This window comes from Microcoleus sp. SVA1B4 (assembly GCF_036700545.1).
Lineage (GTDB): Bacteria > Cyanobacteriota > Cyanobacteriia > Cyanobacteriales > Microcoleaceae > Microcoleus.
Genome location: NZ_JAUBPB010000047.1, coordinates 35,392 through 52,429, shown reverse-complemented (window position 1 = coordinate 52,429; position 17,038 = coordinate 35,392). Strand labels below are relative to the sequence as shown.

Below are 17,038 nucleotides of genomic sequence, written 5' to 3'. Positions count from 1 at the left end.
TTCTACTCCGTTCGACTTGCATGTGTTAAGCAGACCGCCAGCGTTCATCCTGAGCCAGGATCAAACTCTCCGTGTTGGATTGTTTTTTTGGCTTACGTCAAGTTCTTTCTACTCAGCTATAAAAGCTGGTTTTTTTCCCTTGACTTTTTTCTCGTTGTTTGCGATATTGAGTTCAGCTCTCGCTTTTACTCTCTATCTTAATTTTTTGACGAGGTTAATAGTGCTTTAAGCTTTCAAACTATTCTTTTTTCTAGGTTCAGTTTTCTACCTTTAGTTCGCGGTTGTTTGAACCGCTTCCCTTCTGGCGCTTTATTAATATACTTATTCCGCAAGGTGTTGTCAAGCGTTTTGTGAAAATATTTTTGAGGTTTTTTGGAACCTATACACACCAAGGGTTTGAGCTACTGATTTCCGATCCTGCCTCCGCTGGCTGACTCCTTTTTCCGGGAAGGGGTCTTTTTTTTGGGCAAGATTGGACTTTTGAGGGGAGTATCTACCGCGCATGGGTAGAATATCTCTACGTGTAGCTGTTTTATATATAGATGTTCGATCGCCCGCTTATGAAAAAACCTGCCGCTCGCCCTAGTGGCTTATTCATTACCTGCGCTTCACTGCTGCTGGCTTGCAGTCAGACGAACACTCCCCAAACCTCTACTACAGCATCTCCGGCGACTTCGCCATCTCCCGGTGCTTCCCCAGAGGGTTCGCCTGGGGGGAGTTCCAACACTATATCTATAGGTATTGGGGTGGCGCAAACTAGCAATGTGGCTTTGCTGGGTCAGGAACAGGTGGCTGGCGCAAAAATTGCTGAGAAGTATTTCAACGATAAGGGCGGTGTGGATGGGACGCCGATTAGACTGGTGTTCCAAGATACCGGTGGAGATGAACAAGGGACGATCAATGCTTTCAATACTCTGATCAATCAGGATCAGGTGGTTGGTATTGTAGGGCCAACTCTGTCACAGCAAGCTTTTAGTGCCGCTCCGATCGCCGATCGAGCAAAAGTTCCCGTACTCGGCCCCTCCAACACGGCTAAAGGCATTCCCCAGATTGGCGATTATGTGGCCAGAGTCTCCGCGCCTGTCGCCGTGGTAGCACCAAATGCAGTTAAAGCCGCCCTCAAGCAAAATCCCAATATTAAGAAAGTAGCCGTGTTTTTTGCTCAGAATGATGCTTTTAGCAAATCTGAGACTGAAACTTTTCAGACAACGGTTAAAGATATGGGACTGGAATTGGCAACAGTCCAAAAATTCTTGACTACTGATACAGATTTCCAATCTCAAGCCACTAATGGGATAAATGTCAAGCCGGATTTAATCATTATTTCTGGGTTGGCCGCGGATGGAGGCAATTTAATTAAGCAATTGCGGGAGTTGGGTTACAAAGGCGTTATCATTGGGGGCAACGGTCTGAATACTTCTAATGTATTTCCTGTTTGCAAGGCTCTTTGCGATGGGGTTTTGATTGCCCAAGCCTACAGCCCGGAATACGAAAATGAAGTTAATAAGGCTTTTCGCGATGCTTATCGCGCTCAATTCAAGAAAGAACCGCCTCAGTTTAGCGCTCAGGCTTTTACTGGCGTACAAGTTTTTGTGGAGTCATTAAAGGCAATTAATGCTAAGTCTAAGGTTAGCGAAAAGCCGTTGTCCGAGTTGCGGACAAATTTGAATCAGCAGTTGCTGGTGGGCAAGTACGATACGCCTTTGGGGCAAATTTCTTTTACGCCTGAAGGTGAGATTAATCAGAAAGAGTTTTATGTGGCACGCATTAAGATGGAGGCTGATGGTAATAATGGTAAGTTTGAGTTTTTGAAATGAGGGCACGACACAGATTTTGACACGGATACACGGATGAGTTATTGAGTGTGAGTCTGAGGTTAACCCCGCTGCCCCCCAAGGGGGGAAGTCAGAAGTCAGAGTAAAAATTGTATGCTGTTGGTTTTTGAATGATTTAATGTTGATGCCGAATCTCTAACTGGTGATGGACTTAACTCTGTTTTTGCAACAATTTTTGAATGGTTTGTCGATCGGCAGCGTGTATGCTATTTTTGCCCTGGGATACACGCTGGTGTTTTCTATTCTCGGAATTATTAATTTTGCTCACGGTGCAGTATTTACTTTGGGTGCTTATTTCACCTATGCGCTGATGGGAGGTACTTTCGGTTTTAATGGGTTGTGGGCTAATGCTCGAATTCCCGTGCAGTTGCCTTTTGCTGTGGCGTTAATTTTGGGAAGTGTCATGGCTGGTTTGGTAGGAGTAATTGTTGAACGAATTGCTTTTTTACCTTTGCGCCGCCGACTCTCTGATCCTCTGCTGACGGTGGTTTCTAGTTTGGGTGTGGCAGTTGCGATCGCCAATATCATTCAATATCTTGTCGGTGCGGAAATTTACACTTTTCCTGCTAACACTTACGGCTATTTACCTGCAGCAATTAACTTCGGGACAGCGGATAAACCTATTCCGATTCGGACTGTTCAAATAGTGATTTTTGTGGTGTCAGTTGCGATTGTGGCTGTCTTAACTTACTTAATAAATTTCACTAAATTTGGCAAAGCAATGCAGGCTGTGGCTGAAGATGCGACAACTTCTAGTTTATTGGGGATTGATACTGATAGGTACATTGTGTTGACGTTTTTTGTGAGCAGTTTTCTGGCTGGTTTGGCGGGAAGTTTGGTGGGTTCGAGTGTGAGTATTGCTGGGCCGTATTTTGGTATTGCTTTTGGTTTGAAGGGTTTGGCGGTGATTGTGCTGGGTGGGTTGGGGAGTATTCCTGGGGCAGTTTTGGGTGGGTTTATCATTGGTTTGGTGGAGGCTTTTGTGCCAGGAGATTTTTCGGCTTATAAGGATGCTGTTGCTTTTGCCATATTGTTTATTATGCTATTGGTTAGACCGCAGGGTTTGTTGGGTCGGCGTTTGATTCAGAAGGTGTAAGATAATTCGGCGATTGAAATCGCTTTTATTATAAACGAAGATGATTCGGCGATTGAAATCGCTTCTACACAAACGAAGTCCGCCTTCGCGGACTAAGAAATAAAGAAAGTTATGGCTACATTTTTTACTACTTACGGGTTTTTAATCGTTTCGATGTTGCTGGGTGCAATGTTGGGAATGTCGCTGTATTTGCCTTTAATGACTGGACAATTGTCTCTGGCTAGCCCTGGTTTTTATGCGTTGGGTGGGTATATTGCGGCGATTTTGTCTACGACGGTGTTTAAGACGACAGGGGGTTTGTTTCCTCTACCATTGCTGTTGGTGGAGATGATAATTGCAGGGGTTGTTTCGGGGTTGCTGGGGATTTTGGTGGGCATTCCGGCGCTGCGTTTGAGTGGGATTTATTTGGCGATCGCAACTATTGCTTTTGTGGAAATTTTGCGGGTTTTATCGCTGAATCTGGACATTACTGGTGGGGCTGTGGGCATTTTTGGGATTCCGCAACCGTTTGGGACGCCGATCGAGTATTTGTGGATTGTACTACCTTTACTGTTGGTAAGTATGGCGATTGTCTATCGGCTAGAACGGATTCGGGTGGGGCGGGCTTTTGCGGCGATTCGGGCTGATGAGTTGGCGGCAGATGCGATCGGCATTAACCCAACTTTTTATAAGGTTTTGGCTTTCACGTTAGGTGCTGTTTTAGCTGGGGTTGTGGGTGCAGTTAGTGCTCATTTCCTGAATACTTGGAATGCCCGTCAAGGGACTTTTGATGCTAGTATTATTTACTTGACCTCTGTGTTGATTGGTGGTAGCAGAAGTTTTCTGGGAGCAGTTTTGGGTGGCATGGTGTTTACTGCTTTGCCGGAGGTTTTGAGGGGGATGGCGACTATTCAGGGATTGCCGATTTGGTTGGCACAATTTCTGCGGGATGGACGTTTAATTATTTTTGGGTTGCTGATTGTTTTGGGGACGATATTTTTTCCGCAAGGTTTGGTTACGCCGGAGTTGTTGAAGAGGTGGAAGAAGGGCGATCGTACTTCTGTTTAAAATTAGATGTTGAGTACAGAAAGGTGCGATCGCATCCCCACTCCTTATCGATCGCCTATCCATAAAAAAGTAAGGGGCGATCGGATCCACACTTTTGATCGATCGCCTATCTATAGAACCCATTTGAGATATTTTTAGCGATCGACTTCACAGCAGGCGATCGGGTAAAATCAGTCAAGTTAAGCAGGTCAAGGCTAAAAATGGGTTATTGGAGCGATGTGAGTGACAAAGAGTGGGAAATCATCGAGCCATTGCTGCCCCAGAAGAAGAAAACTAGGCCACAAGTGTGGACAAAACGGCAAATTCTCATTAGTCAATATAAATGACGTTGTTATCTTGGTGGTTGGCTCCACAAACACACCAATTTTCAAACCCTCGATTCCCATTATTCCTTATCCAACCTCCTTGAAATCCCACTTCAACAGAGTATCCCCATTCTGAGATTTGTTCATTACCTACCCAGCTTAGGTTGGAAGTTTCCTTTGGTAAGGTCGAGACAGTAACAATGCACGCCCTTATTAGGGGATTGGCTTGTGAAAATTGATGATACATTTGCTCACAATAAGATGCAACTAGGCTGCCTCGTCTAGATGCCTCTTCAAGGCGATCCTCATTCCGATTAATTTGTCCAATAATCAGCGCTGAAGCACTCACAATTACGTCCGCACCGGGTATACCTACTTCTGTAATTTTGCCAGCCATTAATCCCATTTGATCCTCCTGCTTTTGGTCTAACTATTAATTGTCCCGCAGTTGCAGTACAATACTCTTCTTGCTCGGCTTATCCCGCACATCTGCGGTTTAACTCCGAACAGTCCGAACACCTTCTGCTCTGCTTTAACCCAATCAAAACCCAAGCCCGATCGCCCTGGCAGTCGGATTGAGTCTGAACTTTCCCGAAAAATTTGCTCAAATGTCTCAAAGATCGGATAATATCGGCAAAACCTGCCTATCTGACCGATCGATAGACATTAGAAGCCTGAAAACTGGTAGATGAAATTTTGTTCACGAATACAGCCGATCGCCCAAAATCTCTAAGATAATTTAGAAGTGCGATCGCAACTCGCAAAATAGTAAAGCTCCATCGGTCGCTGTTGGAGATTAAGATTAGATGCCCAGTCCCTTCTACCAACCAAGCTGCTTTGTAGCTCTTCCGTATCATAGACCGATCGCACAAAACTGCAAAGCGAAAAAAGACGGAAAAAGACGGGCATTTCTAAAATTGCGATGCAAGGCGGATAAAGGCGGATAAAGACGGATAAAGTCGGGTATACTAACGATAGTTCTCCGACCCCCCTACTGATGGACACTGCCCATATCTTGCAATTTGTAGATGAAGTGCTCAGCGCTAATACAGGCAAACATCTCAATGACTTGCAGCGTAAAATTATCGAGGGAATACTGAAGCGACAAAAGTATTCTGATATTGCAGATACTTACGGTTGTACGGCGGGTCATGCTAAGGATATAGGTTACGAGCTTTTGCAAATGTTATCTGATGTTTTCGGCGAACCCGTGGATAAACGTAATCTTAAATCTGTCCTAAAACGGCAATCAACTATCAAGATTGCTTTAAATAATAGTAATAATATTGATGGTAATAGCAACACCATTAACTATATCAAGACCTGCTCAGAAAAACCCACTCCTACCCCAGACAAAAGTCAGCCTCCGACTCCCGACTGCCAGGACAGCACGAATCAAGTTAAAATTGAAATGATTGGTAAATTACGACAGTTAGGATTGAAGGATGAGCAAATTGCAGAGGTGGTAGGGTTAGCCTTGAAGGTAGTGAGGCAGATAGATTGATAAATAGCTTTTAGTTGTTTAAAACACACATCCTCAGTCAGGAGGTATAAATTTTATGTTCGCAGTCGTCACGCCCGAAAAAATTCAGTTGCCACCAGGAACAGTTGTGAGGTTGCCTGGTAGTTGGCAGGATTACCAAGCACTTGTAGAACAATTGGGCGATCGTTCAATTCCACGCATCAAATATCGACCAGGAGAGATTTTGTTAATGTCCCCTTTACCAGTTCACGGAAAACAATCTCATATTATTGCAATGGTGGCAATGGTTTTCCTAGATTACTTGGGGCGAGATTATGAAGCGTTTACACCAATTACGATGGATTTGCCGGAGGTAAGAGGAATTGAACCAGATTATTGTTTTTATATCGATAGTTGTGCGACAATTATTGGTAAAGATCGGATTGCTTGGGGTGTTGAACCGCCGCCCGATCTAGTAATCGAAGTAGACGTAACTAGCTACACGGATTTAGATGATTACTTGCCTTATCAAGTGCCTGAAGTGTGGCTGTTTAAGAAAAATAAGCTCAGAATTTACGACTTGCAAAACGATCGATATGTCGAAAGTTCAGTTAGCCGTTATTTTACCAATTTTAATGTATCAGAAATTGTGGAGGAATGCTGGCAAATGTCGCGCGATCGCCCTACAAGTGCTGTAATTCGGGAGTTGCGGCAAAAAATTGAAAGGGAAAACGGTTGAATCATATCGTGTTCGGTGAATTGACCATAATTCCTGTAGGGGCAGGTTCACCAACAATAATTGCCTAAAACCCACAATTCTGATAAACCTGCCCCCGCCCAAGGATTACAAACAACTTTGATTGTGGCTAATTAAACAAACATCATATTCTGCCAAATCTTAATACTTTTATCGCTGCTGCCGCTAGCCAAAAACTCTCCTTCCGGGCTAAAATTAACAGAATAGACCGAGTTAGTATGACCCCCAATATTACAAATTTCTTGACCGTCTTTCACTCGCCAAATCTTGAGAGTTTGATTGCTGCTGCTAGCCAGAATCTCGCCATCGGGACTAAAAGCAATAGAATCAACATACCAAGAATGTCCTGTGATAGTTAAAACTTCTTGCCAATCTTTGACCCACCAAATTTTAATAGTATTGTCATGGCTACCGCTAGCCAAAAACTCTCCATTTGGACTAAAAGCTATGCAGCGAACGGAGTCTGTATGACCTGTAAGTGTGCGAATTAGCTTCCCATCTGTGACGCGCCAAATCTTGATTGTTCTGTCCCAACTGCAACTAGCAAGAGTTTCGCCATCCGGGCTAAAAGCAACAAAATAAACTAAATTAGTGTGACCCGCAAGGGTGCGAATTTCTTGCCCGTCTTTGATGCGCCAAATCTTGATTGTTTGGTCCCAACTGCTGCTAGCAATAATTTCGCCATCGGGACTGAAAGCTGCGCTGTAAACTGAGTTAATGTGACCGATCAGAGTGCGAATTTCTTGTCCATCTTTCATCCGCCAAAGTTTGACAGTTTTGTCGTGGCTGCTGCTGGCTAGCATCTGTCCGTCCGGGCTGAAAGCTACTGTATAAACCGAATTGGCGTGTCCTGTGAGGGTGACAATTTCTTGCCCGTCTTCTACTCGCCACAGCTTGATTGTTTTGTCATCGCTGCCGCTGGCTACAACTTCTCCGTTGGGGCTGAAAGCCACAGAGTAAATTAAGTTTTTGTGACCTGTTAGGGTGTGAAGACATTGCCAGTTATAGGTTTGCTGTTGGGGCTGGGCGGGAGTTTTTCCGGGTTTAACTAACTTGGAACTTGTTTTAGGAATTGCTAGATCGATCGCAACTTGGGGATTGATTTCTTTTAATACTTCAACAGCCGTTTGATAGCGGCGGTTGGTAGCATTGGCAATCATTTTGTCTAAAACTTTCCCTAGTTCTTCACTGACTGGGTTGTTTGCCAAATACTGACGCCATATCCAGGCATCTTCACCAGGATCGAACAGGTCAAAAGGGGAAACTTGAGTTAGCAAATACAAACAAGTTACGCCTAAACTGTACAAATCGCTGGTAAAAAATGCTTTGCCTCTAGCTTGTTCGGGGGCGATGTATTCGGGGCTGCCGATGCTGGTTCCTGTTTTAAGTAATGCTGTACCTGTGGCAATTTTGGCGGCGCCAAAGTCTACTAAAACTAATTGTTTGTCTGCGCGGCGGATGATGTTTCCTGGTTTGATGTCTCGGTGAATAACGTTGTGGGAATGGATGAAGTGAAGGACGGGTAATAAGCTATTAAGTAAGTCTTGAATTTGATTTTCGCTAAATCTGCCTTCTGTTTCTACAAGTTGTGCTAAATTTTGCCCGTCGATAAATTCTTGGACTACATATTGTCGGCCGTCTTGGATGGAATAGGCTAAGAGTTCGGGAATTTGGGGGTGTTTTCCCAACTCGTCTAATCGCATTGCTTCTTGTTCAAAAAGTTCGGCTGCTTTTTTGCTGTTGCGATTGCTTGCTGAGGGGATGAGTTGGGTTTCTGCGGGTAAAAATTGTTTGATGACGCAGCGAGGTTTTGAGGGTTTGTCTTCGTCAACCGCGAGGAATGTTCTACCAAAACCGCCTTGTCCGATCGCCTTTATAGCCCGGTAGCGATCGCGCAGCAGCAGTTTTGAACGGCAATTTCGGCAAATTTTGGCTGCGGGAGGGTTTTGTGGCTTGGAACAGTTGGGGTTTAGGCAGTAACTCATTCGATTTTAGATTGCGGATTTTTGATTTTTGATTTTAACTTTTTGAATATTTCCACAGCGCAGTAGATATTATACCTCATTAGCTTTTTAAGAACGGGCTAGAAGCCCATTCCACAAGAAATTCACTCTTTGTGGAACGGGCTTCTAGCCCGTTAAGCGAGAATGGTGATCTGGGCGTGAGTTCCGGGATACCTTACTATATATGCCAGTTGCGTCAGTTCTGTTTTAGAAGTTCCACATAACGGGGTTATCGTCTAAATGGTCGGTGACTGTTCGCCCGATCGCGTCAATTTCTTTTAATTCCTCTTCACTCAATTTTACCTCAGCAGCTTTAGCATTTTCGGCTGCTTGTTCCCCGTCGCGCGCGCCGACAATCGCATTTGTTTGCGGCTGGGAAATCAACCAGGCTAAAGCTAAGTTGCCCAAGCTTATCTGGTGGCGATCGGCAATTGGCCTGAGTTGATTTAATGCTGTTTGCACTCGGTCGTAATTTTCTTTGATGAACAGCTTATTTTTGGCGCGGTGGTCGCCTTCTTCAAACTTGTGTTCTGGCCCGAATTTACCTGTCAATATTCCTTGAGCTAGAGATGAATAGGCAATGATGGAGATATGATTGTCCACACAATAGGACATCGCATCTTTTTCTACCCAGCGCCAAAACAGAGAATAGGGCGGTTGCAGGCTGTCAATGCGTCCGTATTGGGCGGCTTCTTCTATTTGGGCGCGGGAGAAGTTGGAAACGCCGATCGCCCGAATTTTTCCCTGTTCTTTTAACTTGTTCAGGGCGTTTATTGTGTCTGCAATTGGCACTAACTCGGAATTCCAAGTGCCGGCGGGCCAGTGGATTTGATAAAGGTCGATATAATCGGTGTTGAGGTTTTTTAGCGATCGATCGCATGCTTCGATTAACAAATCGGGTTTCAGGTGGTTGGCGAAAACTTTGCTAGCATAAACTACTTGCGATCGCACATCTGAAAGTGCTTGACCGATAATTTGTTCCGAATGCCCTTCTCCATAAACCTCAGCCGTATCAAAGGTGGTAATACCTGCCTCAAAAGCCGCGCGCATTGCTTTGACAGTTTCAGCATCCTCAATTCCCACCCACATCCGCTTCCCAGCTTGCCAAGTCCCCATAATTATCGGGGTAATCTGAATTTGTGATGTCCCCAATTGTCGCTTTTGCATACCCTAAGTCCTCATTTATATTTTTAGTATTCACCCTCAAGCTCTCTAATCTTAACAGAAAAAAGTTGGGTAGTCATGCACAGTAATGCTATAGTTTTATTTTGCAATAAATAGTGATGTACCAAGTTAAAAATTAAAAAGAGCAGCATCACACTTTTGCAACCAAGCTAGAAATTGGAGTTAGGAATCAGGAGCCAGTAGGAAAAAAATCAGAAGGAAGAAGGAAGAAGCCCGAAGAAGTGTTTTTACAAATATGAGATGCCCCCATTATGATAGTATAAAACTACTTTGTAAAGCAATAAGTTAATCCTCTAAAATCACTGCTGCATCTTGTGTTGCTTGAGAACTTTGGCGGGACTGATAAATGAAATGCCCTGAGAAGAAGAGGTACTAATCATGACAGCTTCAATGACAGGCTCATAAACCGTTTTTTCTGCAACCCACTCCACAATAAAGTTTGCACCTGATCCTCCACTTGTATCATCTGCTGCAATGAAAAAGTCTGTGGAAGCAAGCGGCTTGAGTTCTACTGGACTCTTAATGTCCTGCCTAATCAATTTCCCATCATTATCGTAGTAACGCACCGAAGTGATAATAATTGAATTTGTCAGATCCGTATTGCGGATACTGAGCGTGGCTGACAAATTCATGACTTGATCCTTGCTATTGTAGTGATAAATATGTGAGTAAATAGGGACATATACGGTTTGTCCCATCACAACTTTTGTTTTATCTAACGGGACTGCTTTCAGTGAAATTTCACGTTTTATATCGGGTTGTTGTCTTGGTGAGGTAGTTTGGTCCCAGCAAGAGCTCAGGACGATCGCCCCTAGCGCCCAACCAACCCAAAAATCATGTTTCAGCTTCATCGGCATTCATCCAAATACATCACATACATTGCAGTTACGTCTAAAGCAGAAAGCAGAGTGCACCTTCTCTCTCGTTTGAGGCGGTTTAGTGATAAGGTTTGAGGGGCAGTTCAACCTGGAACGTTGAGCCTTTGCCCACTGCACTCGTCACCTGTATTTGTCCGCTGTGTGCCTTGACAATTTGTTGGACGATCGCCAACCCCAGCCCAAAGCCTCCACTCTCCTGCGAGCGATCGGTGTCTACTCGATAGAAGCGATCGAAAATATAGGGTAAGTCCGCTTCTGGAATACCGATTCCCGTATCGATTATCTGAATGACTGCCAAATTGGAATGAAGAACTAGGCGTATCTTTACAGTTCCGCCAACGGGAGTATATTTACAGGCATTGTAAAGCAAGTTTTCGACTACTTGCCGTAGCAAATCAGGATCGGCCAACAATTCAATCCGTTGTTCCGGTGATTCGCAGGTTAGTTTGATATTTTGGACTTCTGCAAGTGCGAGAAACTGGGTTGCTAAATTGCTGAGGAACTCGTTGAGATTGATTAACCTGAGCGATTCGGGCGCAAGTCGCCCTTGATGACGAGCCAACAGCAGTAAATTATTCACCAAGGCTCCCATGGATTTTGCGCTATCTACAATGTTTTCTAAGGGAGGATGGTAACGTGTATCATCAGCCGCGATCAGCAACCCAAGCTGGGCATTAGTGAGAATGGCAGACAGGGGCGATCGCAACTCGTGAGAGGCATCGGCTGTAAAGCGCTGAAGCTGCTGATAGGCTTGCCGAATCGGTTGCATGGCCAGCCCACTGAGAAACCAACCTGTGATGGCAATTAAGCCCAGTGTCAGCGGGACAGCGAGAGTTAGCACAATCTGAAGCTCAGTGAGCCTGTTTTGAGTTTCTGTCAGGGGAGTTGCAACCTGAAGATAACCGAGTACCCCTGTTCTACCTTCAACGGGTAATGTCACCTGACGCAGCCAGATTCCTTTTCCCAAAAGTGGATCGGTCGATCGAACTGTGAGATAACCAAAAGGCGTATTTAACTGTTCGGGAGGAGAATTCCCAAAAAAACGAACTAGCCGCCCTTGTGCGTTATACCAGCGCACGTAAATCAGATCTTCAGCAAGGGGATGCGAACCACTACCTAACAACGAAACATGACTCAGATCGACCTGGTTCTGGTTTTGGCGAACTTCATAATGCACGCTGGCAGCCATGACTCTAGTTTTGTCATAGAGAAGTCGATCGAGTGCCTCCAATTTATCTTTTACCTCAATCCGGTAAATCACCCCCGCAAACAGCACGAGAATGCTTCCCATGGAGAGGGTGAACCAACGAGCCAGATTGCGACGACTTTGATTAAACATGACTTGCCTTCACGATCTTTACTTGAGAGGGGAAGTGAGGCGATAACCCATACCGTAAATGCTCTCAATCCAGTCTGCCGATCCTACAGCCTGCAAGCGTTGGCGGAGTTTGCGAATTAGAACAGTGATCGCATTGCTCTCTGGTTCAGTCCCCCATTCCCACACACCTTGTTCAATCTGATTCCGAGTCAAAACTTGCCGGGGATGACGCATAAAATACTCCAACAACTGAAACTCGCGACTGGAGAGGGAAACGGTTGCACCTTGTCGCTCAACAGTAAGAGTATCGAGGTGGAGGTGCAGATCCTCAAGGCTGAGCGTATCTCCTTGCCAAAGGGGCGATCGCCGTCTTAATGCCCGCACTCGTGCCATGAATTCAACCAAGTCGATCGGTTTCACCAGGTAATCATCTGCACCTGCGTCTAACCCGGTCACTTTTTCCGGCGTGGTATCTCTTGCCGTAATCATCAAAATCGGCGCTGTTTTCCCTGCCGATCGATATTGACGACAGAGATTTACCCCACTGATATGTGGCAACATCCAGTCCAAAATCAACAAATCATATTCTTTTTCTGACAACAGCCACTGTGCCGTCTTTCCATCTTTTACCCCATCCACGCTATGTCCTGCTTGAGACAGCACTGTTTGAAGCGGCATCAGTTGCTTTGGGTCGTCCTCCACCAGCAAAACTCTCATATTTTTCTTTAATTGGGCATATCGAACTGAAACATTTGACGCATCGTCCTTGAGTAGGATTTCAGCAGACCGCTAACTCCACTAAAGTGCAAATATAGCAATCCTAAATCATTGGTGAATTTCTTACTCCCTCCCCTTGGCAAGGGGAGGGTTGGGGTGGGGTAAAAATTTATGTGGCAGGTTACTAAACGTTGGCTAAAAGCATCAGGCGCAGAGTTTTGGTTGCCATTGCCGTTTGTGGCGATCGCGTTTTGGATCGGTTCCAGTTTCCTAATGGCTCAAGAATTACAACAACCCCAGATAGTAAAGAATAAACTTCAGGCAGATACCCAGCTTAAAGCAACGGTGTCTGTCAATATATTGCTGATCAACGCGGTGATTAACCGAAAACAAGGAACCACCCAGGTTGCGGTAGAAACAGCAGAACCCATTTTGAAGCGATTGGAATTAGAATTGCCAATGACTGACGCAACCCAGATAGAGGCAGCGATCGCGCAAGAACTCCAGTTATCACGTCAAAATGTTCGCCAGTTAGTCCGTTACGAAATTGTTGAATAAGTTTAGTGTTTCAATATTGCGATCGTATCCAGTAGACCTCTTGCAAAAATCCTTTTCATCAATTGATGGGACGGGCTCTCCGGCCCATCCCACAAGAGTTATTTTTTTTTGTGGGATGGCCATCTTGCCCGTCCTATTTATTTTTGCAAGAATTCCAGTCAAATAAGGTTGCCAAATCCATAGGTTTCCTCACTGCGATCGCGCAATTTTTTAAGTAGCAAGAAGCGCCACATGCTCTTGCCACTTCGCTGTTAGGAACTACTGAATGACGATTTCGTTATTGATGGAAACATTCGCTGCTGTTTGCCGAGCAATTTGTTCTGCCAATGCTTTTTGTTCTGCAGTTTGAACGCGCCCTGTTAACACAATCGAATTATCCCGATCGTCTGCGTCCAAATCGAATTGCTTGAGGGTGGTATCGGAGTCCAAGGCATCTTCTACGCGATCGGCAATATCGTCAATGTCTTGATTTTGAGGCGTCTGTGCAGTCGTGGTTGCAGGCGCTGGAGTGGTTGGAACAGTCGTATTTCCAGTGGCAGTTGTGGGAGCAGAAGTAGATGGAACAGTTGTCTGTGGAGTATTGGGGGAGGTGCAAGCACCTAAACCCAAAATAGCAACAGTGCTGACGCTGATTCCTTGCACCAATAGCTTTAATAATTGCATATTCTTTGTTTGTTTTGTTTGTTGTGAAACGCAATTTTGCCGATAAACCTCAGCATGAAGTCTTTGAGGATTTGAACTCAATATAGCCTTTCGAGCTCTCCTATGAGGTACTCATGGGCATAGGCCTCCGTGGGCATAGGGCATACCTCACTTTTTTGAGAACTTGTATAAGTAAATGTACCATAGTTCATCCATCAAAAGTAATGCTTTTTACAACCCTTTTAATAAAAGGTAACAATAAATCAAATCGAGTGAACTAAGGTTGGCAAGTTTATAAGTTATCTTAATCGGTTCTCTGCCTAAGTATAGGGAGCAAATGTGATCCAAATGTGAGTAACAGAAATCAGTCGCTCACTTTTCCCTCACTTTCATCAATGACGCTAGAAACAAGACGAAATAACAAAGAAGCAGTTGGCTTGACAAGAAACGTTATGACTGCAACCAATGTAGAAAAATTAGTAGAACACTCTTGGCATCACATTTCTGTCGAGAAAGTAGCTCGGATTTTAGAGACTGACCTGGAAATAGGTCTATCTTCCGACGTGTCAGCCGAACGGCGCAAGATCCTCGGTCCCAATCAACTAACGGCTCAGAAGCAGCAAAGTGCCTGGTTGCGATTTTTTCAGCAACTGAATCAGCCACTAATCTACATTTTGTTAGCTGCTGGGATAGTAACAGCATTTCTGAAAGAGTGGATTGATTCAGGGGTAATTTTGGGGGTTGCTCTGACGAACGCCACCATTGGTTTCGTTCAAGAGTCAAAGGCAGAGAATGCGATCGCCGCTTTAGCAAAATCTGTTGCAACTGAGGCAACCATTCTCCGCAACGGTCAAAAGCAAGTGGTTTCATCCAGCGAACTGGTTCCTGGCGATCTCGTCTTGCTGTCTTCTGGGGATAAAGTGTCTGCGGATCTGCGGCTGATCGAAGTCCGTGACTTACAAGTCGATGAGTCAGCGTTAACGGGAGAATCTGTCCCGGTTCAGAAGCAATCCCAGGCGCTAGAGGCAGACGCTGCACTGGCCGATCGCACGAACATGGCGTATACAGGAAGCCTGGTAACGTTTGGACAAGGACGCGGACTCGTCGTCAGCATTGGTGAGATGACCGAGACGGGACACATTTCCCAACTCATGCAGCAAAGTACCACACTGGAAACCCCGCTGAGTCGCAAAATTGACAAATTTAGCAAAACCTTGCTCTATGTCATTTTAGGTTTGGCTGCCTTCACCTTTGCTGCAGGCATTGCCCAGAGATTTTCTTGGGTTGAGGTATTCAAGGCATCTGTGGCGCTTGCCGTCAGCGCAATTCCTGAAGGCTTACCGGCGATTTTAACGGTGACACTGGCGATCGGGGTTTCCCAAATGGCAAAGCAGCACGCCATTATTCGCAAACTTCCGGCAATTGAGACGCTGGGGAGCACCACCGTGATTTGTTCCGACAAAACTGGAACCTTGACTGAGAATCAAATGACAGTTCAAGAGATTGATGCCGGTGGAAAGCGATATCGGGTTAGCGGTGGAGGATATGCACCAGACGGGGAAATTTCTGTAAATGGACATTCCGTTGACTTGAGAAACGCACCTGCCTTATATGAATGCCTGCAAGCAGGACTTTTGTGCAACGATTCCCATCTAGAAGTGCAAGATGGAAACTGGACTGTAGTCGGTAGTCCAACGGAAGGGGCGCTGGTTGCGGTAGCCCACAAAGCGGGGTTAATTACTGAGAAACTGGAGGAAGCGTTTTCCCGGCTCGATACACTGCCGTTTGAATCTCAGTTTCAATACATGGCAACCTTGCATGACGATCGCCCACAACGGTTGATTTATGTCAAGGGTTCGATCGAGGCAATTCTCAAGCGGTGTCACCAGATGCTTGATGAAGAGGGAGAGACGATCGCCCTCAACCCCGTGCCGATCGAGGAAACCGTGGACAGAATGGCGAAAAAAGGGTTACGAGTTCTGGCACTTGCCAAGAAAGTTGTACCCGCTTCTCAATCTTCAATTGACCATTCTGATATTGAGCAAGGGTTAACTTTTCTGGGTCTGCAAGGCATGATCGACCCGCCTCGCCCCGAAGCGATTCAAGCGATTCAAGCCTGTCGATCTGCGGGAATTCAGGTCAAGATGATTACGGGCGATCATGCCAAAACAGCAGCAGCGATCGCGCACCAAATGGGACTAAATCAAACCCAAGAGGCTCTTGTTTTTACGGGTCAAGAACTCGCTCAAATGAATCAGCAGCAATTCGCCAATGCTGTTGAACAAAGCTGCGTGTTTGCTCGTGTCGCACCAGAGCAAAAGCTCCGCATTGTCGAAGCACTTCAGTCTAAGGGCGAGATTGTGGCGATGACTGGAGATGGAGTTAACGATGCTCCCGCCCTGAAGCAAGCTGACATTGGGATAGCAATGGGCATCACGGGCACCGAAGTTACAAAAGAAGCAGCGGATATGCTGTTGACAAACGACAACTTTGCTTCGATCGAGAAAGCAGTTGAGGAAGGGCGCACGGTTTATAAGAATCTGCTGCGGGCGATCGCCTTCATCCTGCCCGTGAATGGTGGAGAGTCCATGACCATCTTGATTGCCGTACTTTTGGCAACTCCACTACCCATTTTGCCAGTACAAATTCTCTGGCTGAATATGGTCAGTTCAGTTGCGTTGAGCTTACCGTTGGCATTTGAGCCGCCCTCTCCCGATGTCATGCAACATCCACCTAGACGGGCCAATGAACCGCTGCTGTCTCGCAGGCTGACCGCTCGGATTCTGACAGTTTCGGTATTTAACTGGATTGTGATCTTTGGGATGTTTGAATGGATCGTCCAAACCACAGGCAATGAAGCTCTAGCCCGGACAATGGCAATTCAAGCATTGGTGGCGGCGGAAGCTTTTTACCTATTAAGCATCAGTCGCTTCGTTCCGGCGATCGTCTCCAAACTGCGCGGTAAAGATGAATCAGTTGGCTATGCGGTAGCGATCGGCATTGGGGCTATTTTCATTCTCCAATTCCTGTTTAGCCAATGGGGCATTATGAATCAGTTATTCAACACTGAAGCTTTGAACCCAATCCAAGGCTTAATTTGTATCGGATTCGGACTGCCAATGATTGCTTTGTCAGCTTTGCTAAAGCGTTTTGCACCTCTGAACTAAGTAGTTTTTGTGATGAGGTCATTCAAAGCGGCTTTACACACTACAGCAGTTCTCAATCTTGGTGAGGT

General features: G+C 45.5%; 15 protein-coding genes and 1 rRNA gene. 7 read left to right on the top strand and 9 right to left on the bottom strand.

Translation table 11 applies throughout. The annotated features are described in order from the left end of the window. Positions 1–76, bottom strand: a 16S ribosomal RNA gene (locus tag QT987_RS20150); the annotation flags it as partial. A gap of 484 nt (positions 77–560) precedes the next feature. Between QT987_RS20150 and QT987_RS20145 the strand changes: the two genes are divergently transcribed. From QT987_RS20145 to QT987_RS20135, 3 genes are all read left to right on the top strand, one after another. Then, the gene (locus tag QT987_RS20145; RefSeq protein WP_333243432.1) at positions 561–1,817 is read left to right on the top strand and encodes an ABC transporter substrate-binding protein; all 1,257 of its coding nucleotides are present in this window, start codon (positions 561–563) and stop codon (positions 1,815–1,817) included. Positions 1,818–1,980: 163 nt separating this feature from the next. Further along, positions 1,981–2,931: a branched-chain amino acid ABC transporter permease gene (locus QT987_RS20140; RefSeq protein ID WP_333243435.1), complete on the top strand. Its 951-nt coding sequence runs from the start codon at positions 1,981–1,983 to the stop codon at positions 2,929–2,931. A 111-nt stretch (positions 2,932–3,042) separates the two neighbouring features. Then, on the top strand, positions 3,043–3,978 hold the full coding sequence (locus QT987_RS20135) for a branched-chain amino acid ABC transporter permease (protein WP_333243431.1): 936 nt from the start codon (positions 3,043–3,045) through the stop codon (positions 3,976–3,978). 309 nt (positions 3,979–4,287) lie between these two features. Here QT987_RS20135 and QT987_RS20130 read toward each other — a convergent pair whose 3' ends face one another. Both QT987_RS20130 and QT987_RS20125 read right to left on the bottom strand, forming a co-directional pair. Beyond that, a complete protein-coding gene (locus QT987_RS20130) occupies positions 4,288–4,689 on the bottom strand; it encodes a hypothetical protein (protein ID WP_333243428.1) in 402 nt (133 codons plus the stop codon). 238 nt (positions 4,690–4,927) lie between these two features. Next, positions 4,928–5,140 carry a hypothetical protein gene (locus QT987_RS20125; protein ID WP_333243425.1) on the bottom strand — a complete coding sequence of 71 codons (213 nt, stop codon included), beginning with the start codon at positions 5,138–5,140 and terminating at the stop codon, positions 4,928–4,930. Positions 5,141–5,280: 140 nt separating this feature from the next. Here QT987_RS20125 and QT987_RS20120 point away from each other — a divergent pair, with 140 nt between their 5' ends. Then, positions 5,281–5,787 (top strand): hypothetical protein, encoded by a 507-nt coding sequence (locus QT987_RS20120; protein ID WP_333243422.1) that lies wholly within the window; start codon positions 5,281–5,283, stop codon positions 5,785–5,787. A 55-nt stretch (positions 5,788–5,842) separates the two neighbouring features. Further along, positions 5,843–6,484: a Uma2 family endonuclease gene (locus QT987_RS20115; protein ID WP_333243419.1), complete on the top strand. Its 642-nt coding sequence runs from the start codon at positions 5,843–5,845 to the stop codon at positions 6,482–6,484. 131 nt (positions 6,485–6,615) lie between these two features. On the opposite strand, the gene QT987_RS20110 is transcribed toward QT987_RS20115, so the two are convergent. From QT987_RS20110 to rppA, 5 genes are all read right to left on the bottom strand, one after another. Further along, positions 6,616–8,487, bottom strand: a complete 1,872-nt coding sequence (locus QT987_RS20110; protein WP_333243416.1) for a serine/threonine-protein kinase — start codon at positions 8,485–8,487, stop codon at positions 6,616–6,618. Between the two features lie 225 nt (positions 8,488–8,712). Continuing rightward, a complete protein-coding gene (locus tag QT987_RS20105; RefSeq protein WP_333243413.1) occupies positions 8,713–9,672 on the bottom strand; it encodes an aldo/keto reductase in 960 nt (319 codons plus the stop codon). A gap of 317 nt (positions 9,673–9,989) precedes the next feature. Next, positions 9,990–10,541 carry a DUF3124 domain-containing protein gene (locus QT987_RS20100; RefSeq protein ID WP_333243410.1) on the bottom strand — a complete coding sequence of 184 codons (552 nt, stop codon included), beginning with the start codon at positions 10,539–10,541 and terminating at the stop codon, positions 9,990–9,992. An 85-nt stretch (positions 10,542–10,626) separates the two neighbouring features. After that, a complete protein-coding gene (locus tag QT987_RS20095; RefSeq protein WP_333243407.1) occupies positions 10,627–11,907 on the bottom strand; it encodes a HAMP domain-containing sensor histidine kinase in 1,281 nt (426 codons plus the stop codon). 18 nt (positions 11,908–11,925) lie between these two features. Further along, positions 11,926–12,603, bottom strand: coding sequence for a two-component system response regulator RppA (gene rppA, locus QT987_RS20090; protein WP_333243404.1), 678 nt, complete (start codon positions 12,601–12,603; stop codon positions 11,926–11,928). Positions 12,604–12,774: 171 nt separating this feature from the next. On the opposite strand from rppA, the gene QT987_RS20085 reads away from it, so the two are divergent. Then, the gene (locus QT987_RS20085; RefSeq protein ID WP_333243401.1) at positions 12,775–13,161 is read left to right on the top strand and encodes a hypothetical protein; all 387 of its coding nucleotides are present in this window, start codon (positions 12,775–12,777) and stop codon (positions 13,159–13,161) included. A 258-nt stretch (positions 13,162–13,419) separates the two neighbouring features. On the opposite strand, the gene QT987_RS20080 is transcribed toward QT987_RS20085, so the two are convergent. Then, on the bottom strand, positions 13,420–13,824 hold the full coding sequence (locus QT987_RS20080; RefSeq protein WP_333243399.1) for a BON domain-containing protein: 405 nt from the start codon (positions 13,822–13,824) through the stop codon (positions 13,420–13,422). 431 nt (positions 13,825–14,255) lie between these two features. Between QT987_RS20080 and QT987_RS20075 the strand changes: the two genes are divergently transcribed. Then, the gene (locus QT987_RS20075; RefSeq protein WP_333243396.1) at positions 14,256–16,970 is read left to right on the top strand and encodes a cation-transporting P-type ATPase; all 2,715 of its coding nucleotides are present in this window, start codon (positions 14,256–14,258) and stop codon (positions 16,968–16,970) included. Positions 16,971–17,038: the final 68 nt, after the last annotated feature.